This is a genomic window from Streptomyces xanthii, assembly GCF_014621695.1.
Taxonomy (GTDB): Bacteria; Actinomycetota; Actinomycetes; order Streptomycetales; family Streptomycetaceae; genus Streptomyces; species Streptomyces xanthii.
The window spans coordinates 1,626,973-1,649,754 of sequence record NZ_CP061281.1 but is presented as its reverse complement, the minus strand read 5'-3'; the positions used below and the strand labels follow the sequence as shown (position 1 = coordinate 1,649,754).

Genomic DNA, 22,782 nt, shown 5'->3' with positions numbered 1-22,782 from the left:
GCCTCACGGGTCGCGGGGTCACGGGCGCGTGACAGGGATCGTCGGGAAGACGAGACGAGCAGGGGGATTCCTCGCAAGGGTAAATCGAACGGCGCGCAATCGGATTGCGAAGTTGCCGCTTCTGCGCGCGTAGCGTGGGGGATAATTGCTCGATGGACCGGATCGATTTGAATATCTTGCGTGAGCTTCAGGCAGACGGGCGGCTCAGCAATCAGGAGCTCGCCCAGCGGGTGGGCCTGAGTCCGTCGCCCTGCATGCGGCGGGTGCGCCAGCTGGAGCAGGACGGCGTCATCCAGGGGTACCGCGCGATCATCGACCCGGAGGCGGTCGGCCGCGGTTTCGAGGTGCTCGTCTCCATCGAGGTGCGCCGCGACCGCGAGTCCGTCGAGGCCTTCGAGCGGGCGCTCCAGGACATTCCCGACGTCATCGAGGCGTACCGGCTCTTCGGCAGTCCGGGCTGTCTGCTGCGGATCGCCGTCGCGGATCTCGCGGCGTACGAGCGGCTGTGGATCGAGCGGCTCACCGCCCTCGACGGGGTCACCGAGGTGAACTCGCAGATCATCATGAAGCGGATCAAGGAGCCGAAGGGGCTGCCGGTCGGGCCGCCGGCCCGCGGGAACGGCAGGAGTTCCCAGGACGCCAAGGAGGTCTAGACCAAGAGGTCTAGACATGCTACGGGCTCTGTGCCACGGTGGCGCACAGCCCGCCCCCTGCGCGTATCTGATGTGAGAACTCGTCAACCGAGCAGAAAACGACAGGTGTTGCCCGTGAAGCGCTCCGGCAAGAGATCCCGCACCCTCCTCGGCATCGCACTCCTCGTCACCGGCCTGGCCGCCGGCCAGCTCACCCTCGGCCCCCTCGCCACGGCCGCCCCCGACTCCCGTGACGCCCGCGCGGCGGAGCAGCCGCTGCCCTCCGTCGCGCCCGCGCCCCGGGAGATCGCCCGCGAGGGCGGCGACGCCGAGGTCACCGGCCGCGTCGCCGTCGTCGCCGACGACCGCACCGACGCCGCCGCCCGCGACCGCCTCGTACGCGAGCTGAAGGCCCACGGCGCCGACCGCGTCGACGTGCTCGCCCCAGGATCGGCCCTGCCGCACGGGCAGTTGGTCCTCCGGCTCGGCCCCGCCGACCGCCCCGACATCGCCCGCGCGCTCGGCGACACGAAGGCACCCGACGCCGCCGAGGGCTACGCCCTGCGCGTCGCCGTCCGCGACGACGACCGGCAGGTGACCCTGGCCGGCACCGACGCGGCCGGACAGTTCTACGCCGTGCAGACCCTGCGCCAGCTGTTCGTCCGGGCCGACGGCGTCTGGCGCATCGCGGGCGCCCGCGTCGAGGACCGGCCGGCGATGCCCCTGCGCGGCACCATCGAGGGCTTCTACGGGCAGCCCTGGTCGCCCGCCGAACGCCTCGACCAGATGGACTTCTACGGCGACGTCAAGGCCAACACGTACGTCTACGCGCCCAAGGACGACCCCTACCACCGCGACAAGTGGCGCGACCCGTACCCGGCCGACAAGGTCACCGAGCTGGGCACCCTCGTGAAGCGCGCCGACGCCAACCACGTCCGCTTCACCTTCGCCGTCTCACCGGGTGGCTCCATCTGCTACTCGGACCCGGCCGACCGCGCCGCCCTGAAGAAGAAGCTCCAGGCCGTCTACGACCTCGGTGTCCGCGCCTTCTCCATCCCGCTCGACGACATCAGCTACACCAAGTGGAACTGCGCGGGCGACCAGACCGCGTACGGGGCGCCCGGCCGCGCCGCCGCCGCCAAGGCCCAGGTCGACCTCCTCAACGACGTCCAGAAGAACTTCGTCGCCACGCACGAGGGCGCGCACCCGCTCCAGATGGTGCCCACCGAGTACGGCGACCTCACCGACACCGCGTACAAGCAGACGATGCGCGCCACGCTCGACCCGGCCGTCGTCGTCATGTGGACCGGCACCGACGTCGTCCCGCCGTCCATCACGAACGCGCAGGCCGACGCCGCCTCCCAGCTCTTCGGCCGCAAGGTCTTCGTGTGGGACAACTACCCGGTCAACGACTACGGCCAGACCAGCGGCCGGCTGCTGCTCGGCCCGTACGACAAGCGCGAGGCGGGCCTGTCCGAGCACCTGAGCGGCATCGTCGCCAACCCGATGAACCAGCCCTACGCCAGCAAGGTCGCCGTCTTCGGCTCCGCCTCCTTCGCCTGGAACGACCGCGCCTACGACGCGGACGCAACCTGGAAGCAGGCCATGGACTACCTCGCGGGCGGTGACCGCGAGGCGGCCGGCGCGCTGCGGGTCTTCTCCGACCTGGAGCACCTCGCGCCCACCTTCGGGCCGAAGCCCTGGCAGGAGCAGGCGCCCCAACTCGACGCCCGCATCGACCAGTTCTGGACCCGCTGGAAGGCGGGGGAGCGGGACGCGGCCGTCGCCGGTCTGCGGACCTACGCGCAGGAGATCGCTGCGGCGCCCGCGCGCATCCGCGCCGGTTCCGTGCAGGCCGGGTTCGTGACCGACGCGGGGCCCTGGCTCGACGCGACCGCCCTGTGGGGCAAGGCCACCGTCACCATGCTGGACGCGCTCGCCGCGCGCGTCGACGGCGACGAGGACCGCGCCCGCACCCTCCTCGGCCAGGCCCGTGAACTCCAGGAGCAGGCCGCCGCGGTCAAGGTCGACCCCGCCCGCAACACCTGGGGCAAGGCGCCCGTGAAGGTCGCCGACGGCGTCCTCGACACGTTCCTCGTCCAGGCCGACATGGTGATCGAGCTGTGGGGCTCCGCGGACGGCTCCGAGAACCTCGCGCTCAAGGGCACCGCCACCGCCTCCAGCGTCGAGCAGAACCTCGACCGCCTCAAGGCCGCCAACGTCAACGACGGCTCGAACCAGACCCGTTGGGCCTCCGGATACGCCGACGACTCCTGGGTGCAGATCAAACTCGCCGCCCCCACGAAGGTCGCCGCGGTCACCCTCGCCTGGGAGAGCGCCTGCGCCACCGAGTACCGCATCGAGACCTCGGCCGACGGCGTCCACTGGACCACCGCCGCCACCCGCACCCCGGCCGCCTGCGGCACCGACGTCGTCCGCCTCACCGGCGGAGAGGCCGCCTCGTACGTCCGCATGCAGGGCGTCGAGCGGAACTCGACCTGGGGCTACTCGATCTACGAGATGGGGGTCTACGGCACGGCTGTCTGACCGCCGCCCGGTCATGACAAGATCCCCGGCATGAACGACGACGCAGGCCCACCGGACCCCGCGGGCTGGTGGGCCCGCGCCGACGAAGCGACCCGGCGCGCGGTCGACGCCGATGTGCTCCGCGACCGCTTCCTGTTCGCGGTCCGCACCCTCTGGGAGGCCCTGCGCCACGAGGGGCTCGGCCTGAACGCCGCCCAGGACGTGGTCGCCGCCCGCTACGAGACGCTCGGCGACCGCGTCGAGCGCCGGCGCCCCGACCCCCTCGACGTCCCCGCCCTCACGGCCCGCGCCGCCGCGCACCCCGGCCGGGTCGTCGCGATCGAGGCCGTCTGGGACGGCGACACGGTCCACGACTGGTTCGTGGAACTCGTCGCGATCCTCGACTCCCCGTCCGGCGAGGCCTCCCTCGCCCTGATCCACGAGAACCCGGGCCCCCGTGCCACCGAGGCCGGCCAGGCCCTGGCCACGCATCTCGGCGTCCCGTTCCGCTTCCCGCCCCGGTAGCTCAGGAGTTGCTCAAGTTCCTTCACCGGCGCGCGGGCCCGATGCATGATCGCTGGACCGGACGACGGGGGGAACGACCATGGCCAAGCCCGTACGCGCCTCACTGGGCGAGATGTGGATCACCTGCCAGGTCTGCAAGAGCGACCTGTTCCGCGAGCGCGGCGTGAAGCTGAACAGCACGGGCGGCGAACTCTTCAACCTGGCCTGGGCCGACGAGACAGCGACGGGCCTGATCTGCTGGCGCTGCGGCTACGTCCACCTCTTCGTCAACCGAGAGATCCAGCTCCACCGCGCCCCGAAATCCTGACACCTCACCCCCCGCTCGCCCCGTACCGGTGCTCCGGCCGGCCCGCGTCGCCGTAGCGGAGGGTCAGCCGGAGGGTGCCGGTGTCCTGGAGGTGGCGGAGGTAGCGCTGGGCCGTGGAGCGGCTGAGGCCCGCGCGGAAGGCGACCTCCTGGGCCGAGAGCGGGGTCTCGGAGCGGGCGATGACCTGGTAGATCAGGTCCGCGGTGGGGCCCGACCAGCCCTTCGCCGGGGGCGTGGCGCCGCCGGGCGGGGTGCGGACCGCGCCGAAGATGCGGTCGATGCGCTGCTGGCCCGGCGCCGTGCGGCCGCCCGCGTCCCGCAGGGAGCGGCGCAGTTCGACGTAGCTCTCCAGCCGGGAGCGCAGGCCGTCGAAGGTGAACGGTTTGACGAGGTAGTGCAGGACGCCGTAGCGCAGCGCCGCCTCCACGACCTCGACGTCCTGCGCGGCCGTGACCATGATGACGTCGCTGCGCACCCCCTGCCGGCGCAGCGCCCGCACCAGGTCGAGGCCGGTGCGGTCGGGGAGGTAGTGGTCGAGCAGGAGCAGGTCGACCTCGCGGGAGTCGAGCAGGCGCATGGTCTGGAGGGCCGTGTGGGCGGTGCCCGCGACGCGGAAGCCGGGGGTCTTCTCCACGTAGGCGGCGTTGATCTCCGCGACGTGGAAGTCGTCGTCCACCACCAGGACATCGATCATGAGGGTTCTCCAGCCAGGACGGACGGGTACGGTGTGGCCGGGGCGGGCCGGGACACGATGTCGGGGAAGGTGACCGTGAAGACGGCGCCGCCGCCGGCCCGCGCGGCGATGCGCGCGGTGCCGCCGTAACGCTCGGCGAGACTGCGCACCATGGCGAGGCCGAGCCCGCGCCCGCGGTGCGCGGGGGACTCCTTGGTGCTCCAGCCCTCCTGGAAGATCGTGTCCCGCAACTCCACGGGCACGCCGGGCCCGTTGTCGCTGACCCGTACGACGACCGTGTCCCGTTCCACGAACGCCTCCACCTCCACGACGGGCCGCGCGGCGCGCCCGCCGCCGACCACGTCCAGCGCGTTGTCGATGAGATTGCCGAGCACGGTCACGACGTCCCGCGCGTCGATCAGCCCGGTCGGGAGGTGCGTGCGGTCGGACAGGCGCAGGGTCACACCCCGCTCCGAGGCGATCGCCGACTTGCCGACGAGCAGCGCCGACACCATCGGCATCCGTACCCGCTCCGCGAACTCCTCGGCGCAGGCGCGCCGCGCCCGGGTGAGCCCGGCGACGTAGCTGCGGGCCCGTTCGGTCAGGTCGAGTTCGAGGAAGCCGAGGACGGTGTGCAGCCGGTTGGCGTGCTCGTGGTCCTGGGCGCGCAGGGCATCCAACAGGCCCTTGATGGAGTCGAGTTCGCGGCCCAGGAGCTCCACCTCGGTGCGGTCCCTCAGCGTGACGACGGCGCCGCCGTCGGGGGTCGGCATCCGGTTCGCGATGAGCACCCGGTTCTCGCGCACGGTGAGCAGGTCCCGCCCCGTCACCTCCCCGGCGATCACGTCGCGCGAGCGGCCCGGCGGCAGCACCTCGTCCAGGCCCCGCCCCTCCGCCCCGTCCTCCAGCGCGAGCAGCCGCGCGGCCTCGTCGTTCACGAGCCGCACCCGCCCGCGCCCGTCCAGCGCGATGACGCCCTCGCGCACGGCGTGCAGCATCGCCTCCCGTTCGCAGAGCAGCGCGGAGATGTCGGCGACGGACACCCCGTGCGTGCGCTTGCGCAGGGTGCGGGCCACGAGGAACGCGGCGCACGCCCCGACGGCCAGCGCCGTCCCCGCGTACCGCAGCAGTCCGGGCAGCGCCGACAGCAGCCGGTCCTGCACCCCGGAGTACGCGATACCCACCGACACCGCCCCGATCACCTCGCCGGTGGCGTCCCGCAGCGGCACCTTCGCCCGCGCCGAGCGCCCCAGCGTGCCCCGGTCGACCTGGAGCACGACATGTCCGTGCAGCGGGATCGAGGGGTCCGTCGAGACCCGGTGGCCGACCTCCCGCGCGTCCGTGTGCGACCAGCGGATCCCGCGCCGGTCCATCACCACGACGTACAGGGCACCGGTGGCCCGCCGGGTCCGCTCCGCCTGCCGCTGCACCGGCCCGCCGGGCTCGGCCCGCGTCGTCAGCAGCCCCTCCGCGATCTGCGGATCGGCGGCCGTGGTCTGCGCGACGGCGAGCGCCTGGTGCTCGGCCTGGTCGTCGAGCTGGGTCCGCAGCGGCTGCAGGAACAGGCCCGTGAGGAGCAGCAGCACCCCGGTCGTGATGAGGAGCTGGGCGATGAGGACCTGGGCGAACACCTGCCTCGGCCAGCCGATGCGCAAGCGGGCCACTTCTGACACCTGCCTTCGGGAACCTCCTCGCGCGACCAGACGTTGCACGAGGGTGCCCGCACCGTAACCGGCCCGGTCTGACCTGGGAAGAGTTCCGGCGGGACCCGGCGCCGAGGCCGTCGGCACAATGAGCAGAATCCCTTTTACGCGCACAATCCGCGGTTGCCGGAGAAAACTTCCGCCGCGCTCCGGCGGTTCCTAGGTTCCGCGGCATGACTTCCAGTCCGGCCATCGAACTGCGCGGGGTGCGCAAGGCCTTCCGCACCCCCTCCGGCGCCTCCCACACCGCCGTCCACGACCTCGACCTGACCGTCCAGCAGGGCGAGTTCGTCGCCGTCGTCGGCCCCACCGGCTGCGGCAAGTCGACCACCCTCACCCTCGTCAGCGGCCTCGAGGAGCCGACCGACGGTGAGGTGATGCTCTCCGGCACCCCGGTGCGCGGCATCGACGAGCGGGTCGGCTTCGTCTTCCAGCAGGACGCCACCTTCCCGTGGCGGACCGTCCTGTCCAACGTCATGGCCGGACCCCGCTTCCGCGGCGTCCCCAAGGCGGAGGCCAGGGAGCGGGCCCGCGCCTGGCTGGCCCGCGTCGGCCTGACCGACTTCGAGGACCGCTACCCGCACCAGCTCTCCGGCGGCCAGCGCAAACGCGTCGCCCTCGCCGCCACGTTCGTCAACGACCCGTCGATCCTCCTCATGGACGAGCCGTTCTCCGCGCTCGACGTCCAGACCCGCGCCCTCATGTCGGACGAGCTCATGGAGCTGTGGGCCGGCACCGGATCCTCCGTCGTCTTCGTCACCCACGACCTGGAGGAGTCCATCGCCCTCGCCGACAAGGTCGTCGTCATGACCGCGGGCCCCGCCACCGTCAAGGAGGTCTTCACCGTCGACCTGCCGCGCCCGCGCCGCGTCGAGTCGATCCGCCTGGAACCCCGCTTCGTCGAGATCTACCGCGAGATCTGGTCCTCGCTCGGCGAGGAAGTCCGCATCACCCGCGAAAGGGGCGCCCAGCATGTCGCCTGACACCACCGCGAGCGCCGCCCCCCTCGCGAAGACGGACGCCCCGGTGTCCTCCCGCACCGCCGAACGCGCCCGCGCCGCGCGCCGCCGCCGCGCCGTCGTCCTCGCCGCCCGCGCCGCCGTCCTCGTGTTCGTCCTCGGCGTCTGGGAGTGGTTCTCCCGCGCCGGGATCATCGACCCGTTCAACTTCTCGATGCCCTCGAAGATCTGGGACCAGATCCAGCAGTGGGCGCTGCACGGAACCCCGCAGGGCTCCCTGCTCGAACAGATCTGGTACACGCTCTACGAAGCCCTGCTCGGCTGGGTCGTGGGCGTCGTCGCCGGGGTCGTGCTCGGCATCGCGCTCGGCCGCGTCCGTTTCCTGGCCGACGTCATGGGCCCGTACATCAAGGTCCTCAACGCGCTGCCCCGGATCGTCCTCGCCCCGATCTTCCTCATCTGGTTCGGCCTCGGCCCCGCCTCGAAGGTCGCCTCCGCCGTCGTCCTGGTCTTCTTCCCCGTCTTCTTCAACGCCTTCCAGGGCGCCCGCGAGGTCGACCGCCACCTCATCGACAACGCCCGCATCCTCGGTGCCCGCGACCGTCAGGTCACCTTCCAGGTCGTCATCCCCGCCGCCACCTCGTGGATCTTCACCAGCCTCCACGTCAGCTTCGGCTTCGCCCTGATCGGGGCGATCGTCGGCGAGTACATCGGCGCCACCAAGGGCATCGGCCTGCTCGTCTCCGCCTCCCAGGGCACCTTCAACTCCGCCGGCGTCTACGCGGCCATGGTCATCCTCGCCGTCGTCGCCCTGCTCGCCGAAGCGCTGCTCACCTTCCTCGAGAACAAGCTGTTCCGCTGGAAGCCGGCCGCCACGGAAGCCCGTTGACCTCCCGCACCCTCCCCCCTTCCTCAGGAGCGCCCATGTCCCGCAAGAAGCTCACCGTCCGCCTCACCGCCGCCACCGCGGCCCTCGTCGCGCTCGCCGCGCTGAGCGGCTGCGCCGACGAGGTCTCCTCCAAGGCCACCGAGGGCGGGGGCGGCGGCAAGGGCGACAAGGTCAAGATCATGGTCGGCGGCATCGACAAGGTCATCTACCTGCCCGCGATGCTGTCCCAGCGCCTCGGCTACTTCAAGGACGAGGGCGTGAACGTGGAGCTCCTGAGCGAGCCCGCCGGCATCGACGCCACCACCTCCCTCGTCGCCGGGAACGTCCAGGGCGTCGTCGGCTTCTACGACCACACCCTCGACCTCCAGACGAAGGGCAAGTCCGTCGAGTCCGTCGTGCAGCTCGCCCAGACGCCCGGCGAGGTCGAGATCGTCTCCAACAAGGCGGCGGGCGACCTGAAGTCGCCGAAGGACTTCAAGGGCAAGAAGCTCGGCGTGACCGGCCTCGGCTCCTCCACCGACTTCCTCACCAAGTACCTCGGCGTGCACGACGGGGTGGCCGTCGACCAGTTCACGAACGTCGCGGTCGGCGCGGGCCAGACCTTCATCTCCGCGCTGCAGAAGGGTTCCATCGACGGCGGCATGACCACCGACCCGACCGTCGCGCAGATCCTCGACAAGAAGCTCGGCAAGGTCCTCGTCGACATGCGCACCCCCGAGGGCTCGAAGCAAGCCCTCGGCGGCCTGTACCCGTCCTCCAGCCTCTACATGAACACGGACTGGGTGAACGGCCACAAGGACACGGTCCAGAAGCTCACCGACGCGTTCGTCCGCACCCTCAAGTGGATGTCGACGCACAGTGCGAAGGAGATCGCCGCGAAGATGCCGAGCGACTACGCGCAGGGCGGCGAGGGCCTCTACGCGCAGGCCATCGAGAGCACGCTGCCCATGTTCACGAAGGACGGCCGCATGCCGGCCGACGGCCCCGCGACGGTCCAGCGCGTCCTGAAGTCCTTCAACCCGAACCTGAAGGACGCCACGATCGACCTGAAGAAGACCTACACGACCGACTTCGTTGAGAAGGCCGGCTGACCCGTCACGGCCGGGCGACGGCGAGGCTGACGACGTAGCGCTCCTCGACGGTGCCCGACGGGAACACCTCGGCCAGCAGGGCGCGTTCGGCCGCCAGGAAAGCGGCCGTGCGCTCCTCGCCGAGGACGAGGAAGTCGGAGAAGCTGCTCAGGTTCGCCAGGTGCCCGTCGAGCGGCACGTGGCGGGACCAGTACACCTGCCGGGTCGCGAAGTGGACCCCGGCCGGCAGTCGGCGGAACCGGGCCTGTGGATCAGGCCCGGTTCCGCCGCTTTTGCCGAACAGGTGGATCAGGCGCGCGGTCTGCTCCGCGATCCAGGGCACCGTGTCGTCCGAGTCGTTCCACCACAGCGCGAGCGCGCCCCCGGACCGCAGCACCCGGCGCGCCTCCGGCACGGACCGCTCCGGGTCTGTCCAGTGCCAGGCCTGCGCGTACGTGAGCAGGTCGAGGGAGCCGGTCGCCAGCGGCAGCCGGTTGCCGTCCCCGAGCACGAGCGGCACGTCCGGCAGCCGGCGCCGGAACTCGCGGGCCATCCCGGGCCCCGGCTCCACCGCCACGACGTGCGCCCCGCGGCCGTGGAGGAGCCCGGTGCCCAGCCCCGTCCCGGCTCCGACGTCGGCCACCCGCGCCCCGCGCAGCGGCCGTCCGGTCGACTCCTCGATGGCGTCGAGCAGTTCGGGAGGATACGAGGGCCGGTTCGCGGCGTAGCGGGCGGCGGCCCGGTCGAAGGTGAGGCCCTGCGGCGTCGGGGTCGTCATACGGGCATCCTGCGGCGCCCCGGTCCGGGCAGGGAGCCACTACGCGTCAGGCGAACGCCGGCGGGCCCCCTGTCGCCGGTCGGCTGACAGGGGGCCCGGGCCGGTGGTGCGGTGGGGTCAGCGCTGGGCGGACTTGAGGAGGTCGGCGCACTTCTCGCCGATCATCATCGTCGTGATGCACGGGTTGACCGTGACGAGGTCCGGCATGACCGAGCCGTCGGCGACGCGCAGGCCCTCGACGCCCTTGACGCGCAGGCGGGCGTCGAGCGGGGCGAGGCGGTCGTCGTCGGCGCCCATCTTCACCGTGCAGGCGGGGTGGTAGACGGTGTTGTGGGTCTTGTGGATGTAGTCGAGGAGCTCGTCGTCGGTGCGCACGTCCGGGCCGGGTGCCAGCTCGGCGCCCTTCCAGCCCGCGAGGGCCGGCTGCTCGGCGATGCGACGGGCCAGCTTCAGGCCGTACGTCATCACGCGGACGTCGTGCTCGTGCGTGAAGTAGCGCGGGTCGACCTTCGGCTTGTCCCGGTAGTCGCGGGTGCGCAGCCGCACGGTGCCCTTGGAGCGGGCGCGGGTCACGTTCGGGGTGAGGCAGAACGCGTTCTCGGTGGTGGGGTAGCCGTGCCGGGCCGTGTTCATGTCGAAGGGCACCGACCCGTAGTGGAACATCAGGTCGGGCCGGTCCAGGCCGGGCTCGGTGTCGTAGAAGATGCCCGCCTCCCACCACTGGCTGGACCGGGTGGGCATCGGCTGCTTCGCCTCCCACATGATGACGCCCTCGGGGTGGTCCTGGAGGTTCTCGCCGACGCCCGCGGAGTCGACGAGGACGTCGATGCCGGTCTCGCGCAGATGCGCGGCCGGGCCGATGCCGGACAGCATCAGCAGCTTCGGGGTGTCGATCGAGCCGCAGGAGACGATGACCTCGCGCCGGGCGCGGACCGTGCGGGTGTGGATCTGGTCCGGGTCGAGGTACTCGGTGCCGACGCAGCGCCGCCCCTCGAAGACCAGCTTCTTGGCGCGCACCCCGGTGCGGACCTCCAGATTGGGCCGCCGGCCCATGATCGGGTGGAGGTACGCGACCGAGGACGACTGGCGGACGTTGTTCTCGTCCGAGTTGATCTGGAACCAGTTGGCGCCCCGCACCACCGTCGTCCCCGTGTTGAAGGGCGTCGTCGGGATGCCCGCCTGCGCGCAGGCCTCCAGGAGGGCCGTGCCGCACGGGTCGTCGGCGCCCTTGAGGGTGCGCAGTTTCACCGGTCCGGAGCGCCCGTGGTGGTCACCGGGGGCGTCGTTGTTCTCGAGGCGCCGGTACAGCGGGAACAGGTCGGCCGCGGTCCAGCCCGTACAGCCGCCGGCGGCCCACGCGTCGAGGTCCTCGGCGGGCGCCCAGAAGGCGATGCACGAGTTGTGCGAGGAACAGCCGCCGAGCACCTTGGCGCGGGCGTGCCGCATGAAACTGTTGCCGCTGGACTGCGGTTCGACCGGGTAGTCCCAGTCGTAGCCGGACTCCAGCAGGCCCATCCAGCGGTCGAGCCGCAGCACGTTGTCGTCGCCGACGTCGCTCGGCCCGGCCTCCAGGACGCAGACCGTGACGTCCGGGTCCTCGGTCAGGCGGGCCGCGACGACATTGCCCGCGGTGCCGCCGCCGACGACGACGTAGTCGAAGACATCGGTGGCTGTGGTGGTGTCGTTGCCGGCATCGGTGCTCATCGGGTGGTGACCTCTTCCGGGTGGGCTTCGGGGAGGGAGGGAGCGGCGGACTCCGAGGCCCGCGCGGCGTGTTCGGCGAGGACGCAGGTGCGGTGCCGCTGGACGAACCAGTAGTAGGCGAACCCGCCGGAGGCGATCACGCCGACGAACAGGAACGCGCCCCAGCGCAGGTACCAGTGGAACGGGGCGGTGGCGTTGTAGACGGCGGCGCGGGGCCAGAGCAGGTTGACGGTCATGCCGGTGCCCCACAGCACGGCGATGATGTTGACGGGCAGTCCCCAGCGGCCGAGCGAGAACCGGCCGCCGTCGGCGGGCCGCCACTTCCCGCGCAGCCGCGCCACCAGCATCGGCCCGGTGACCAGCAGATACGCGATGTAGATCATCACGATGCCGATGCTGGTGACGACCGTGAAGATCTGCGGCTGGCGGATGTTCACGACGAGGATCCCGAGCGACAGCACCCCGATGATCACGGCCGGCGCGACCGGTGTCCTGAAGCGCGGGCTGACCCGGGCGAGCAGCGAGGACGCGGGCAGGTTGTTGTCCCGGGACATCGCGAACGCGAGGCGGATCGCCGCCGTGTGCACGGCCAGCGCGCACACCGTGACGGCGATCAGCACGCACCACAGCATGGCCTTGCCGGCCGTCGGGCCGAGCACGTCGAGCACCACGTACTGCAGTCCGTCCGAGGAGAGCTTCTCGCCGTGCAGCGTGGAGACGCTCATCAGGGCGAGCAGCAGGATCAGCCCGCCGAGGACGAACGAGGCGACGATCGAGCGGATGATGGCGCGCGGCGCGTTGCGCGAGGGGTCCAGGGACTCCTCGCCGAGCGAGGACGCGGTGTCGAAGCCGTACATGACGTACGCGGAGGCGAGCGAGGCGACGAGGAAGGCGCCGAGATAGCCGAAGGACTGGCCGTCCCCGGTGTGCGCGGTCTGCGTCACCACCTGCGGGCCGCGCACGATGTGCACCGCGAACAGGACGATGAGGACGACGGTGGCGATCAGCTCGATGAAGACACCGGCCGTGTTGATGGTGGCCATGAGCTTGACGCCGAACGCGTTGACGAGCGTGGTGAACAGAATCAGTACGGAAGCGAGGATCACGGCGTTCGTGGCCACGTCGTACGTGCCCGTGCCGTCCCCAACGAACTGGAAGAAGGACGAGATCTGCGGCAGCGTCAGCTGGTAGGCGAGGGCGACGGCCGCGATGGACACGACCGAGGCGAGGAGCATCATCCAGCCGGCGAGCCAGCCGATGTGCGGATTGCCCACCTTCTTCGCCCAGTTGTAGACCGACCCGGCGACGGGATAGCGGGCGGCCAGCTCGGCGAAGCACAGGGCGACCATGATCTGGCCCGCGAACACCATGGGCCAGGACCACCAGTAGGCGGGGCCGCCGTTCGCGTAGCCGAAGTAGAAGAGCTGGAAGGTGCCGGTGAGGATCGAGATGTAGCTGATGCCCGCGGCGAAGGTGTGGAAGCTGCCGAGCGTGCGCTTGAGTTCGGGCCGGTACCCGAACTCGGCGAGCTCGCTGTCGTCGGAAGTGCTGCCGTCGGAAGTGCTGTCGTCAGAAATGCTGCTGTCGGAAGTCGGCTTCATCGACGTCTCCTTGAGTGGGGGAGTCACGTCTGGATCAGGCGAACCAGCCCTGCGGCTCGGGGCGGGTGTTGCGCCAGATGTGCTTCGTCTCGCGGTACTCCGCGAGCCCTGCGGGGCCCAGCTCACGGCCGGTGCCCGACTGCTTGTAGCCGCCCCATTCGGCCTGCGGGACGTACGGGTGGAAGTCGTTGATCCACACCGTGCCGAGCCGCAGACCGGCGGCGACCCGGCGCGCCTTCGCCTCGTCGCCGGTCCAGACGGCGCCGGCCAGTCCGTAGATCGTGTCGTTGGCCAGGCGCACCGCCTCGTCCTCGGTCGTGAACCGCTCCACGGTCAGGACCGGGCCGAACGACTCGTCCTGGACGACCGACATGGAGGCGGCGCACTCGTCGAGCACGGTCGGCGGGAAGAAGTGGCCCTTCTCGTACGCCGCTCCGTCCGGCCGGGCGCCGCCGCACCGCAGCACCGCCCCCTCCGCGACACCTCGCGCGACGTACGCCTCGACCTTCTCCAGATGACCCGCCGAGATCAGCGGACCGGTCTGCGCCCGCTCGTCGAACGGGCCGCCGAGCCGGATCTCCCGGGCCCGGCGTACCACCTCGTCGACGAACCGGTCGTGCAGCGAATCCTCCACGAGCAGCCGCGCCCCGGCCGAGCAGACCTGCCCCGAGTGCAGGAACACCGCGGTGAGCGCCATGTCGACGGCCGTGTCGAAGTCGGCGTCGGCGAACACGATGTTGGGGTTCTTGCCGCCCAGTTCCAGCGCGACCTTCTTGACCGTGCCGGCGGCGGCCGCCATCAGGAGGCGGCCGGTGCGCAGCCCGCCGGTGAAGGACAGCAGGTCCACGTCCGGGTGGTCGGCGAGCGGGGCGCCCGCCTCGGGCCCGGCGCCCAGGACCAGGTTCGCGACACCCGGCGGCAGCCCGGCCTCCTCCAGGAGCCGCACGAGGTGGATCGCGGTGTGCGGGGTCAGCTCGCTCGGCTTGAGGACGAAGGTGTTGCCGGCGGCGAGCGCGGGCGCCACCTTCCACGCCGTCTGGAGCAGCGGATAGTTCCACGGCGTGATCAGCGCGCAGACACCGACCGGCTCGTGCACGATCCGGCTCTCGGCGTCGGGCACGCCCGTCGCGACGACACGTCCGTCGTCGATCGCCGCGAGCCGCCCGAAGTAGCGGAAGCAGTTCACGATGTCGTCGATGTCGTACTCGCTCTCGACGAGCCGCTTGCCCGTGTCGAGGGACTCGGCGCGGGCGAGCACGGCCTTGTCCCGGGCCAGCAGGTCCGCGACGCGCAGCAGCAGGTCGCCGCGCTCGGCGGCCGCGGTGCGCGGCCAGGGCCCCGTGTCGAAGGCGCGCCGGGCGGCCGCGATCGCCTCCAGGGTGTCCTTGGGCCCGGCCTCGTCCACGACGGCGACCAGCGAGCCGTCGGCGGGGCAGCGGATCTCCCGGGCGCGCCCCTCGCGCGCGGAGGTCCAGGCGCCGTCGATGTAGAGGTCAGACATGGTCCACCCCCAGCTGCCGGGTGAGCCATTCGTGGAAGATCGTGATGTGGTGCTCGGTCGGCACCAGGACACCTCCGTCGCGGTAGGCGCGCGAGGACATCGCGGGCTGGGTGCGCTCACAGGCCTCGAAGTCCTGGAGGTTGACCCGGTGGAACAGCTCCACCGACTTCGACACGTCGGCGCCCGACTCCACGACCTGCGGGGCGTACAGCCAGTCGCACTCGACGATCGTGCGGTCCTCGGACACGGGGAACATGCGGTGCAGGATCACGTGGTCCGGCACCAGGTTGACGAACACGGTCGGTTTGACCGTGATCGCGTAGTAGCGGCGGTCCTGGCCGTCGGCGACCTCCGGCAGCCGCTCGAAGCCCTCGCTGCCGTCGACCGTGAAGCCCAGGACATCGTCGCCGAACTCGGCGCCGTGGCCCACGTAGTACTGCGCCGCGTAGCCGTCCGCGAACTCGGGGAGCACCTCGGTGAGTTCGGGGTGGATCGTCGCGCAGTGGTAGCACTCCATGAAGTTCTCGACGATCAGTTTCCAGTTGGACTTCACGTCATAGGTGATGCGCTTGCCGAGCGCCAGTTCCTCGGTGCGGTACTGGTCGATGGCGGCCACGTCGCCGAGCCGTTCGACGGCCGCGCCGATCACCGTCTCCTCGAAGGAGGGCGGTGCGTCGGCCAGGCACACCCAGGCGTAGCCGAGCCATTCCCGCAGCGCGACCTTCACCAGGCCGTACCGCGCGCGGTCGACGTCGGGCATCTTCGTCAGGTTCGGGGCCGCGACGAGCTTGCCGTCGAGGTCGTACGTCCAGGCGTGGTACGGGCACTGGAGGTTGCGGCGCACCTCGCCCGACTCCTCGGTGCAGATCCGGGCGCCGCGGTGCCGGCAGGTGTTGAGGAAGGCGCGCAGTTCCCCGGTGCGGGACCGGGTGATCAGGACGCTCTCCCGGCCGATCTGCACGGTGCGGAACGCGCCGGGCCTGCCGAGGTCGGCGCTGCGCACGGCGCAGAACCACATGGTCTCGAAGATCCGTTCCTGCTCCAGGCGGAACAGGCCGGGGTCGGTGTAGTAACGCCCGGGCAGGGTGGACACCAGGCTGGGGGCGACGGGGGTCGTCGTCACGTGCGTACTCCTCAGGCGGGCGCGGCGGCGAGGCGGTTGGGGTCGAACAGCTCGATGGGGTGCTCGGTGGTGCCGCTCAGGGCGAGGTCGGCGACGATCTCGCCGACCACCGGCACGAACTTGAAGCCGTGGCCGGAGAAACCGCAGGCCACGGTGACGGAGTCGGGGTGTTCGGGATGCCGGGCGATCACGAAGTGTTCGTCGGGCGTGTTGGAGTACATGCAGGTCGCGGCCTTCAGGAAGGTGCCCGGCAGGCTGGGGATCCGGCGGGACATGTGCTCCGCCATGGCCTGGATCTCGCCGGCGTGCACCTCCCGGTCGATCGTCTCCGGGCTGCATGCGGTGCCCTTGCGGAAGAAGGCGACCTTGGCGCCGAGATCCGGGCCGTCGATCGAAGGGAACCCGTAGATCTGCACGCCCCGCGCGTCCTCCCAGATGTAGACGGGATGCCGCTCGGGGCGGAAGGGCTCGACGCCGCCGGTGGGCTGGAACCAGTACATGACCTGCCGCTCGATGCCGAACGGCACCCCGAGGTCGGTGAGCAGCTGCGGAGCCCAGGCACCCGGGCAGATCACCAACTGGCCCGCGGTGTACGTGTTCTCGGCGGTGTGCACCCGCACGCCGCCGCCCGGGAGGGGCTCCCAGCGGGTCACCGGTTCGTTGAAGTGGAGGTCGGCGTCGTTGCGGGTGGCGAGCTGGAGGTGGGCGACGACCGTGTTCTCCGGGCGGACGAGGCCGGCGCGCGCCTCGTACAGGGCGATCTCGTCGTCGTTCGGGTTCAGGGTGGGGAAGCGGCGGCGGATCTCGTGTGCGTCGAGGATCTCGTGCGGCAGGTCCCACTGCCGCGCCGAGCGCACCGAGCCGGCGACGGCGCGCGCTTCGGGCCGGCCGAGCATGAGGCCGCCGCACAGGGTGGCGACCTCCCGGCCGGTGGCCCGCTCCAGCTCCTCGTACAGCTCGTACGAGCGCAGCAGCAGCGGCACGTACGCGGGGTCCTCGAAGTAGGCCTGCCGGATGATCCGGGAGCCGCCGTGGCTGGACCCGTGGTGGTGGGCGGGGCCGAACTTCTCCAGGCCGAGGACACGGGCGCCGCGCGCCGCCAGATGGTGGGCGGCGGCGCTGCCCATGCCGCCGAGTCCGATCACGATCACGTCATGGGTGGGGGACATTCCGGATGCCTCCGGGGATCGCAGGGCTGGGGATCGCAGGGCTGGGGATCGCAGGGGGAGGGTTCAGCGGCGGATGCGGGTCATCTTCGGGTCGAAGAGGGGTTCCTCGGCGACGGTGGCCGGGACCTTCTCGCCGAAGTACTCGACGTGCACCCCGGTGCCGGGCTCCAGCGGCGGCAGCCACGCGTACGCGACGCAGCGGCCCAGGGTGTAGCCGTAGGAGGCGCTGGTGACGTACCCGGCGGGGGCGCCGTCGACGTGGACGGGCTCCTTGCCGAGGACGACGGCCGCCGGGTCGTCCAGGAGCAGCGCGGTCAGCTTGCGGCGCGGCTGCTCGGGGAGGGCCTCCAGGGCGGCGCGGCCGACGAAGTCGCCGCGGTCCATGCGGACGGCGAAGCCGACCCCGGCCTCGTACGGGGTGTGCTCCTCGGTCATGTCGTGGCCCCAGGAGCGGTAGCCCTTCTCCAGGCGCAGGCTGTTGAACGCCGAGCGGCCGGCCGCGATGACGCCGTGCTCCTGTCCGGCCTCCCACAGCGTGTCCCACAGGCGCAGGCCCAGGTCCGCGGTGGTGTACAGCTCCCAGCCCAGTTCACCCACGTACGACAGGCGCATCGCCGTGACCGGCACATGGCCGAGGTAGGTCTCCTTGGCGCGGAAGTAGCCGAAGCCCTCGTGCGAGAAGTCGTCGCGGGTCAGGGGCTGGACGAGGTCGCGGGCGAGCGGGCCCCACACGCCGATGCAGCAGGTGCCCGACGTGATGTCCCTGACCTGCACGTCGCCGGGGGCGTGGCGCAGCAGCCAGTCGAGGTCGGCGGGGGAGTTGGCGCCGACCTGGAAGCGGTCCGGGGCGAGCCGGGCCACGGTGAGGTCGGAGCGGATCCCGCCGGACTCGTTCAGGAGCAGGGTGTAGGTGACGGCGCCGGGCTTCTTGGCGAGGTTGTTCGACGTCATGCGCTGGAGGAAGCCGAGGGCGCCGGGGCCGGTGACCTCCAGACGGCGCAGCGGCGTCATGTCGTACAGGGCGACCTTCTCGCGGGTGACCCGGGCCTCGGCCGCGGCGATCGGCGACCAGTGGCGGGCCGCCCAGGCGTCCCGCTCGGGCACGTCGGCCGCCAGGTGGGCGTTGGCCTCGTACCAGTGCGGGCGCTCCCAGCCGCCGCCCTCCAGGAAGTGCGCGCCGAGCTCCTGCTGACGGGCGTAGAAGGGGGAGACCCGCAGCGGGCGCGGCTGCTCCATCGTCTGGAGCGGGTGGATGACGTCGTACACCTCGACGAACTGCTGCGCGCCCCGGTCGTGCACGTAGGCGGGGGAGCGCTGGGCGTCCTCGAACCGGGTGAGCTCGCACTCGTGCAGGTCGATCGAGGGCCGGCCGTCGACCATCCATTCGGCGACGGCCTTGGCGACGCCCGCGGAGTGGGTGACCCAGACGGCCTCGGCGAGCCAGAAGCCCCGCAGGTCCCGGCTCTCGCCGAGGACCGGCATGCCGTCGGGCGTGAAGGAGAAGACGCCGTTGAAGCCCTCCTCGATCTCCGCGTCGCGCAGGACGGGGAGCAGCCAACGGCAGTCCTCCCAGCTGGGCGCCCAGTCCTCCTCCGTGAACGGGTACGAGGAGGGCATGTCCATGTTCTTGGCGCGGGCGGCGTCGTAGCCGGGCACCGCGAACGGGTCGACGGGCAGCGGCTTGTGGGCGTAGGAGCCGATGCCGATGCGGTCGGTGTGCTCGCGGAAGTACAGATCGCGGTCCTGGAAGCGCAGGATCGGCTTCGAGGCCTCGGTACGCGGGTCGTTGACGCCTTCGAGCGCGGGCAGCGGCGTCGTCTTCGCGTACTGGTGGGCGAGTGGCAGCAGGGGGATGTCGATGCCGGCCATCCGGCCGACGACGGGGCCCCAGAAGCCGGCGGCGGACACGAGGTGGTCGGCGGGGAACGTGCCGCGGTCGGTGACGACGCCGGTGACCTTGCCGTCCTCCTGCTCGATGCCGGTGACGGTGTGGCGCTCCAGGAAGGTGGCGCCGCGCCCCTGGGCGCGGGTCATCTGCGCGCGGGAGGCGAGCAGGGCGCGGGCCAGGCCGTCGTCGGGGGTGTGGAAGCCGCCGAGGACCTTCGACTCGTCGACGAGCGGCCACAGTTCCTTGCAGCGGGCGGCGGAGACCAGCTCGCCGCGTACGCCCCAGGACGCGGCCCAGCCGGCCTTGCGGTGCAGGTCGGCCCAGCGTTCCTCGGTGGTGGCCAGCTCCAGGCCGCCGACCGGGTTGAAGCAGGAAAGACCGTCCACTTCAAGGGAGTTGAACTTCTCCACGGTGTACTGGGCGAACGCGGTGAGGGTCTTGGACGGGCCGGTCTGGAAGACGAGGCCCGGGGCGTGCGAGGTGGAGCCGCCGGGAGCGGGCAGCGGCCCCTGTTCGAGGACGGTGACGTCGGACCAGCCGCGGGCGGTGAGCTCGTCGGCGAGGGAGCAGCCGACGATGCCGGCGCCGATGATCACGACGCGGGGGCCGCGGGCGGCGGCGGATTCGGGGGTGCTGGACGTGCTGGACATGCCCCTCCTCGGGTGGTGGGGACGGCAGGGAGAAAGGTGGCGGTCTCCCGCCTCCGGGGAGGCGGGAGACCGCGTCAGGCCGTGGGCACGTGGGGCCGCTCGGCGGCGACCGTGGTGTGCGCGCCGTGGCCGGTGTGGACGACGGTGTCGTCCGGGAGGGTCAGCAGCCGGTCGCGGATCGAGGCCACGATCGTCGGCGCGTCGGAGTACGAGCGGCCGGTCGCGCCCGGGCCGCCGTGGAACAGGGTGTCGCCGGTGAACACGGCACCGAGCGAAGGGACGTACAGGCTGCAGCTGCCCCAGGTGTGGCCCGGGGTGTGCAGCACGCGGACCTCGGCGTCGGCCACCGACAGACGCATCCCGTCGGCGAGTTCGGCGTCGGGCTTGCGGTCGGGGTGGACCGTCCGCCACAGCTCCTGCTCGGCGGGGTGCAGCAGGACGGGGGCGCCGGTCGCCTCCGCGAGGGCGACGGCGGCGCCGATGTGGTCGTCGTGGCCGTGGGTGCAGACGACGGCGACGACGCGGCGGCCCGCGACGGCGGAGAGGATCGCGGGCGCGTCGTGCGCGGCGTCGACGACGAGCACCTCGGTGTCGTCGCCGATCAGCCAGACGTTGTTGTCGACGTCGAAGGTCTCGCCGTCGAGGCTGAACGTCCCGGAGGTGACCACGCGTTCGACGCGCACGGAGCCGGCGGCGGCCGCCGTCACAGGACGACCACCGAGCGCAGCACGTCCCCGTGGTGCATCTTCTCGAAGGCCGCCTCGACCTTGTCGAGCGAGATCGTCTCGGTGACGAACGCGTTCAGGTCGAGCAGCCCGTACAGGTACTGGTCGATGAGGAACGGGAAGTCGCGGGTCGGCAGACAGTCGCCGTACCAGGACGACTTGAGGGCGCCGCCCCGGCCGAACAGGTCGATGAGCGGGATCTCGACCTTCATCTCCGGGTCGGGGACGCCCACCTGGACCAAGGTGCCCGCGTGGTCGCGCATGTAGAAGGCCTGCTTGTACGTCTCGGGCCGGCCCACCGCGTCGATCGCGATGTCCACCCCGAAGCCGTCGGTGAGCGCCCGCACGGCCTCGACGGGGTCGGTGCCCTTCGAGTTGATGGTGTGGGTGGCTCCGAACTTCTCGGCCTGGTCGAGCTTCTTGTCGTCGATGTCGACGGCGATCACCTTGCGCGCGCCGTTGAGGCAGGCTCCCGCGATCGCCGCGTTCCCTACGCCGCCGCAGCCGATGACCGCGACCGTGTCGCCGCGCTGCACGTTGCCGGTGTTGACCGCGGCGCCGTAACCGGCCATCACACCGCAGCCGATGAGCCCAGCGGCCTCCGGGCGCGCGGCCGCGTCGACCTTCACCGCCTGCCCGGCCGCGACCAGGGTCTTCTCGGCGAAGGCGCCGATGCCCAGGGCCGGGGTGAGCGGGGTGCCGTCGAGCAGCGTCATGGGCTGCGTCGCGTTGCGCGAGTCGAAGCAGTACCAGGGCCGGCCGCGGCGGCAGGAGCGGCAGGAGCCGCAGGGCGCGCGCCAGGCGATGACCACGTAGTCGCCGGGGGCGACGTCGGTGACGCCGGCGCCGACCTCCTCGACGGTCCCCGCCGCCTCGTGGCCGAGCAGGAAGGGGAACTCGTCGTTGATGGCCCCTTCCCGGTAGTGCAGATCCGTGTGGCAGACCCCGCAGGCCTGCACCTTGACCAGGACCTCGCCCGGTCCGGGATCGGGAACGACGATCGTCTGCACCTCGACGGGTGCGCCCTTCTGCAGAGCGACGACGGCACGGACCTCGTGTGGCACGACCCAACCCCCTTGCTGTTGCGCATCGTACGAATCGTTGCGCTATGAGGAACGACGAGACACATCTTGGGAACGCGGCGGAAGTCCGTCAAGAGGTTGTTCTCAAGAGGTGCGAGACGGGCGGGCGCACGACCCGGCGCACCCCGGCGCATCCCGGCGCACGGGGACGGCGCCAGAACGCACGAGAACGCGGAGCCAGGCCTTCCTGACTCCGCGTTCAGCGTGCGTACGGTGTGCGGGACGTCCTCAGCAGGCGTATCCCATCCTGCGCGACAGCTCCGCCGCGGCCGCCACCGTGTGCTCGGCGACCACCGCGAGCCGCTCCTCGGTCATCCGGTACACCGGCCCCGAGACGCTGATGGCGCCGATCACCTTGCCGTCGTGCGAACGGACCGGCGCCGCGACCGCCGCGAGCCCGATCTCCAGCTCCTCCACGGCGCTGGCGTACCCCTGCCGGTCCACGGTCTCCAGCTCGCTCCGGATCGCCGCCGTGCCCACGATCGTGTGCGGGGTGAACCGCGCGAGGCTGCGCGCAGCCATCCCCTCGCGCAGGGTGGGGGGCAGGTGCGCGAGCAGCACCTTCCCGCTGGACGTGGCGTGCAGCGGGGTGCGCCGGCCGAGCCAGTTCTGCGCGGTGACGGAGGCGGCGCCGCGCGCCTGCATGATGTTGACCGCGGCGTCGTCGTCGAGGACCGCGATGTTCACCGTCTCGCCCAGCTCGTCGGCCAGTTCGCGGCAGACCGGGCCGCCCTCCTGGGAGATGTCCAGGCGCGCGGCCGCCGCGCCCGCCAGGCGCAGCATCGCGGCGCCCAGGTAGTACTTGCCGCGGTCCTTGGCCTGGCCGACCAGTCCGCGGTTCTCCAGGACGCCGAGCAGACGGAACGCCGTGGACTTGTGCACCCCCAGTTCGTCGGCGATCTCCGTCACGCCGGCCTCGCCGCGCCGCGCGAGGCTCTCCAGGACGCTGATCGCCCGGTCGACGGACTGCACGGAGCCGGCGGCACCCTTGGCCGGCTTCTCGGGGGCCGGGTCCAGGAGCTCGGACGCCTCGGAGGGCGTCCGGACGGCTCTGACGCGGCTGTTTCCGCCCGTGCTGGACTTACTCGCTGCACCCTTCCTGACCTGCTTCTTCTCGTGAGGCATAGCTGAATTCTCACCACCTGGCGGCCCTTTGGCGGGCCGCATCTGCGAGAAGCCCTTGACGCGGCGGGCATCCCGACCGGATTCTGTTGCGCATGGCGCTCTTGAGTGCGTGATGCGAAACAATAGGTTACCGGTCGGTCCAGAACAACGAG

19 protein-coding genes are annotated in these 22,782 nt (G+C 71.5%); 7 read left to right on the top strand and 12 right to left on the bottom strand.

Features of this window, described 5'->3' with window-relative positions:
* Nucleotides 1–152 precede the first annotated feature (152 nt).
* The 4 genes from IAG42_RS07575 (at nt 153) to IAG42_RS07560 (ending at nt 3,990) form a co-directional block, all read left to right on the top strand.
* Nucleotides 153–653, top strand: coding sequence for an Lrp/AsnC family transcriptional regulator (locus tag IAG42_RS07575; protein WP_188336261.1), 501 nt, complete (start codon nt 153–155; stop codon nt 651–653).
* 114 nt (nt 654–767) lie between these two features.
* On the top strand, nt 768–3,179 hold the full coding sequence (locus IAG42_RS07570) for a beta-N-acetylglucosaminidase domain-containing protein (protein WP_449657187.1): 2,412 nt from the start codon (nt 768–770) through the stop codon (nt 3,177–3,179).
* Between the two features lie 30 nt (nt 3,180–3,209).
* The gene (locus tag IAG42_RS07565) at nt 3,210–3,683 is read left to right on the top strand and encodes a hypothetical protein (protein ID WP_188336260.1); all 474 of its coding nucleotides are present in this window, start codon (nt 3,210–3,212) and stop codon (nt 3,681–3,683) included.
* Nucleotides 3,684–3,762: 79 nt separating this feature from the next.
* Entirely contained in the window at nt 3,763–3,990 is a 228-nt protein-coding gene (locus tag IAG42_RS07560; protein WP_188336259.1) for a hypothetical protein, read from the top strand.
* Nucleotides 3,991–3,994: 4 nt separating this feature from the next.
* Here the strand turns inward: IAG42_RS07560 and IAG42_RS07555 are convergent, their stop codons facing one another.
* Nucleotides 3,995–4,684, bottom strand: coding sequence for a response regulator (locus tag IAG42_RS07555; protein ID WP_188336258.1), 690 nt, complete (start codon nt 4,682–4,684; stop codon nt 3,995–3,997).
* On the bottom strand, nt 4,681–6,327 hold the full coding sequence (locus tag IAG42_RS07550; RefSeq protein ID WP_394811195.1) for an ATP-binding protein: 1,647 nt from the start codon (nt 6,325–6,327) through the stop codon (nt 4,681–4,683). The genes IAG42_RS07555 and IAG42_RS07550 overlap by 4 nt, the downstream gene beginning before the upstream one ends.
* Before the next feature lie 212 nt (nt 6,328–6,539).
* Here IAG42_RS07550 and IAG42_RS07545 point away from each other — a divergent pair, with 212 nt between their 5' ends.
* The 3 genes from IAG42_RS07545 to IAG42_RS07535 are packed head-to-tail and all read left to right on the top strand — an operon-like array spanning nt 6,540 to nt 9,305.
* The gene (locus IAG42_RS07545; protein WP_188336257.1) at nt 6,540–7,349 is read left to right on the top strand and encodes an ABC transporter ATP-binding protein; all 810 of its coding nucleotides are present in this window, start codon (nt 6,540–6,542) and stop codon (nt 7,347–7,349) included.
* Nucleotides 7,339–8,214, top strand: coding sequence for an ABC transporter permease (locus IAG42_RS07540; protein ID WP_188336256.1), 876 nt, complete (start codon nt 7,339–7,341; stop codon nt 8,212–8,214). The genes IAG42_RS07545 and IAG42_RS07540 overlap by 11 nt, the downstream gene beginning before the upstream one ends.
* Nucleotides 8,215–8,249: 35 nt before the next feature.
* On the top strand, nt 8,250–9,305 hold the full coding sequence (locus IAG42_RS07535; RefSeq protein ID WP_188336255.1) for an ABC transporter substrate-binding protein: 1,056 nt from the start codon (nt 8,250–8,252) through the stop codon (nt 9,303–9,305).
* A gap of 4 nt (nt 9,306–9,309) precedes the next feature.
* Here IAG42_RS07535 and IAG42_RS07530 read toward each other — a convergent pair whose 3' ends face one another.
* The 10 genes from IAG42_RS07530 to IAG42_RS07485 all read right to left on the bottom strand — a co-directional run bounded on the left by IAG42_RS07530 (nt 9,310) and on the right by IAG42_RS07485 (nt 22,630).
* Complete coding sequence (locus tag IAG42_RS07530; protein WP_188336254.1) at nt 9,310–10,062, bottom strand: class I SAM-dependent methyltransferase; 753 nt, start codon at nt 10,060–10,062, stop codon at nt 9,310–9,312.
* Between the two features lie 117 nt (nt 10,063–10,179).
* Complete coding sequence (locus IAG42_RS07525; protein ID WP_188336253.1) at nt 10,180–11,766, bottom strand: GMC family oxidoreductase; 1,587 nt, start codon at nt 11,764–11,766, stop codon at nt 10,180–10,182.
* Nucleotides 11,763–13,367 (bottom strand): APC family permease, encoded by a 1,605-nt coding sequence (locus IAG42_RS07520; protein WP_188336252.1) that lies wholly within the window; start codon nt 13,365–13,367, stop codon nt 11,763–11,765. The genes IAG42_RS07525 and IAG42_RS07520 overlap by 4 nt, the downstream gene beginning before the upstream one ends.
* 34 nt (nt 13,368–13,401) lie before the next feature.
* On the bottom strand, nt 13,402–14,868 hold the full coding sequence (locus IAG42_RS07515) for an aldehyde dehydrogenase family protein (protein ID WP_188336251.1): 1,467 nt from the start codon (nt 14,866–14,868) through the stop codon (nt 13,402–13,404).
* Nucleotides 14,861–15,991, bottom strand: a complete 1,131-nt coding sequence (locus tag IAG42_RS07510) for an aromatic ring-hydroxylating oxygenase subunit alpha (protein ID WP_188336250.1) — start codon at nt 15,989–15,991, stop codon at nt 14,861–14,863. Before IAG42_RS07510 ends, IAG42_RS07515 begins: the two co-directional genes overlap by 8 nt.
* Before the next feature lie 11 nt (nt 15,992–16,002).
* Nucleotides 16,003–17,160 carry an N-methyl-L-tryptophan oxidase gene (solA, locus tag IAG42_RS07505; RefSeq protein ID WP_188336249.1) on the bottom strand — a complete coding sequence of 386 codons (1,158 nt, stop codon included), beginning with the start codon at nt 17,158–17,160 and terminating at the stop codon, nt 16,003–16,005.
* Between the two features lie 63 nt (nt 17,161–17,223).
* Complete coding sequence (locus IAG42_RS07500) at nt 17,224–19,698, bottom strand: GcvT family protein (RefSeq protein WP_188336248.1); 2,475 nt, start codon at nt 19,696–19,698, stop codon at nt 17,224–17,226.
* Between the two features lie 74 nt (nt 19,699–19,772).
* Complete coding sequence (locus IAG42_RS07495; RefSeq protein WP_188336247.1) at nt 19,773–20,405, bottom strand: MBL fold metallo-hydrolase; 633 nt, start codon at nt 20,403–20,405, stop codon at nt 19,773–19,775.
* On the bottom strand, nt 20,402–21,487 hold the full coding sequence (locus IAG42_RS07490; RefSeq protein WP_188336246.1) for an S-(hydroxymethyl)mycothiol dehydrogenase: 1,086 nt from the start codon (nt 21,485–21,487) through the stop codon (nt 20,402–20,404). Before IAG42_RS07490 ends, IAG42_RS07495 begins: the two co-directional genes overlap by 4 nt.
* Before the next feature lie 246 nt (nt 21,488–21,733).
* Nucleotides 21,734–22,630, bottom strand: coding sequence for an IclR family transcriptional regulator (locus IAG42_RS07485; RefSeq protein ID WP_188336245.1), 897 nt, complete (start codon nt 22,628–22,630; stop codon nt 21,734–21,736).
* Nucleotides 22,631–22,782: the final 152 nt, after the last annotated feature.

Excerpts from the sequence above, each read along its gene's own strand:
- IAG42_RS07575 (WP_188336261.1), top strand. The coding sequence starts at position 153 with ATGGACCGGATCGATTTGAATATCTTGCGTGAGCTTCAGGCAGACGGG.
- IAG42_RS07565 (WP_188336260.1), top strand. The coding sequence starts at position 3,210 with ATGAACGACGACGCAGGCCCACCGGACCCCGCGGGCTGGTGGGCCCGC.
- IAG42_RS07560 (WP_188336259.1), top strand. The coding sequence starts at position 3,763 with ATGGCCAAGCCCGTACGCGCCTCACTGGGCGAGATGTGGATCACCTGC.
- IAG42_RS07555 (WP_188336258.1), bottom strand. The coding sequence starts at position 4,684 with ATGATCGATGTCCTGGTGGTGGACGACGACTTCCACGTCGCGGAGATC.
- IAG42_RS07545 (WP_188336257.1), top strand. The coding sequence starts at position 6,540 with ATGACTTCCAGTCCGGCCATCGAACTGCGCGGGGTGCGCAAGGCCTTC.
- IAG42_RS07540 (WP_188336256.1), top strand. The coding sequence starts at position 7,339 with ATGTCGCCTGACACCACCGCGAGCGCCGCCCCCCTCGCGAAGACGGAC.
- IAG42_RS07535 (WP_188336255.1), top strand. The coding sequence starts at position 8,250 with ATGTCCCGCAAGAAGCTCACCGTCCGCCTCACCGCCGCCACCGCGGCC.
- IAG42_RS07530 (WP_188336254.1), bottom strand. The coding sequence starts at position 10,062 with ATGACGACCCCGACGCCGCAGGGCCTCACCTTCGACCGGGCCGCCGCC.
- IAG42_RS07525 (WP_188336253.1), bottom strand. The coding sequence starts at position 11,766 with ATGAGCACCGATGCCGGCAACGACACCACCACAGCCACCGATGTCTTC.
- IAG42_RS07520 (WP_188336252.1), bottom strand. The coding sequence starts at position 13,367 with ATGAAGCCGACTTCCGACAGCAGCATTTCTGACGACAGCACTTCCGAC.
- IAG42_RS07515 (WP_188336251.1), bottom strand. The coding sequence starts at position 14,868 with ATGTCTGACCTCTACATCGACGGCGCCTGGACCTCCGCGCGCGAGGGG.
- solA (WP_188336249.1), bottom strand. The coding sequence starts at position 17,160 with ATGTCCCCCACCCATGACGTGATCGTGATCGGACTCGGCGGCATGGGC.
- IAG42_RS07500 (WP_188336248.1), bottom strand. The coding sequence starts at position 19,698 with ATGTCCAGCACGTCCAGCACCCCCGAATCCGCCGCCGCCCGCGGCCCC.
- IAG42_RS07485 (WP_188336245.1), bottom strand. The coding sequence starts at position 22,630 with ATGCCTCACGAGAAGAAGCAGGTCAGGAAGGGTGCAGCGAGTAAGTCC.